Raw genomic sequence first — 1491 nt, 5'->3', positions numbered from 1 at the left:
AGGGGATTGCACAAAAAAAGAAGAATCTTTTGAATTGAAAAGAAAGAATCAATTTGATCTATAATCAAAAGGGTAATAAATGTTAACAATTGAAATGAAAAAAAACGATGCTCAAAATGCCAAAATCTAAAATTTTGAAGATTTCCCATTTATCAGCTGTTGAAACTGTTTCACAATCTGTAGTTGCTCCAGCACTGCAAAATCGATTGATAAAACTATTTTTTAATTCAAATAAATTTTTGAAGCTAATAACTGAAAAAATAGTCCCTGCTGCAGGAAGAAAAATAAAAAACAACTGAAAAATTTCAATATTTGATTTAAAACAAAAAATACTGATAAAAATTCCAATCATTATAATTAAAAATGGATTGAATAGATTTTTTCTCTTTTTCTCTTTTTTTAAATTATTTTTTTCGGCAAGTAATACTACTTTAAGCCATTTGCTTTCTAAATCAGAAAGAGACATTTTTGATTCTTCATTCTCAGATAAAGAAAAATACTCATTTTCAATTCTCTCGATAAAATGATACTTTGGAATATTGTTTACATCTTTTAAAACAGTTAAAAAACATTCAGGCAAATCCGTAATTTCTGAATTATTGACCTTTAGTGCGGCATTCTTTATTTCAAAAAAGTTGAGAGTATCGCTTACTGCCAGCAGAGAAGGAAATTCGCTGTGGGATTCAAACTCAAATAAAAAATCAGATTTTGAAAAAGTAATTTCTTCCTTTTGTAAATATTGAAAAATAGAATCAAAATTTTTCCTTGGGGTAGTATTATGCATATTGTTTTTAGGGGTAATCTTCTTTTTATTTATCGGCTACAGGTAACCATTCTTTTTTAAATCCTCTTCGCTTGATATTAACATACAGCTGCAATCTCTTATCAGATATTTTTTTGTACATATATCAAGAACGTCAAAATAATTATGATCTGTAATAATGATTCCAGTAGTTTCAGATGCTTTAATAATTAATTGTTTGACGTCTTCAATTATTATAGGGGAAAGACCTGAAAATGGCTCATCAAGTATTACAAATTTTTTCTCCTGCGACAAAATCAGTTTTATTTCAAGATATCGAAGTTCTCCACAGGAGAGATTTTTTACTTTCGTGTTTAAAATTTTAAAAATATTCTTATCGTTAAAAAAAGAATTGTCTTCATCTATTTTTAAAAAAATTTTCGCAATTTTTTTAACTGTAAAGTATTTTGGAACAAAGCTAAATTGCGGCAAGTACCCTATGCACTCCTTTATCAGGTATGCATTATTGTAAATCTTTTCATTAATTTTTAAATGCTTATAATCTGCCTGTTCAATCCCAAAAATAATTTTTAACAAAGTTGTTTTTCCAGCTACCATTTCTACCAAAAAGCCTACAATATCCCTTTGTTTCACACTTTAAATGTATATCTGAAAGAATAACTCTGCTTTTCATATTTTTTTACAATTACTGTCATTTCTAAACTATTATGCATCGTAATATAATTAGG

The 1491-nt window shown here is 27.2% G+C and carries 2 protein-coding genes; both read right to left on the bottom strand.

Annotation, left to right across the window (positions count from 1 at the left end; genetic code table 11):
- Nucleotides 1–82 precede the first annotated feature (82 nt).
- Nucleotides 83–784, bottom strand: coding sequence for a hypothetical protein (locus BOW55_RS20650; RefSeq protein ID WP_129026328.1), 702 nt, complete (start codon nt 782–784; stop codon nt 83–85).
- 36 nt (nt 785–820) lie between these two features.
- Complete coding sequence (locus BOW55_RS20645) at nt 821–1396, bottom strand: ATP-binding cassette domain-containing protein (protein ID WP_129026326.1); 576 nt, start codon at nt 1394–1396, stop codon at nt 821–823.
- Nucleotides 1397–1491: the final 95 nt, after the last annotated feature.

Source organism: Flavobacterium sp. YO12 (genome assembly GCF_004119495.1).
Classification (GTDB): domain Bacteria; phylum Bacteroidota; class Bacteroidia; order Flavobacteriales; family Flavobacteriaceae; genus Flavobacterium.
Note: the sequence above shows the minus strand (reverse complement) of the source record. Positions and strands in the feature narration are given on the sequence as shown.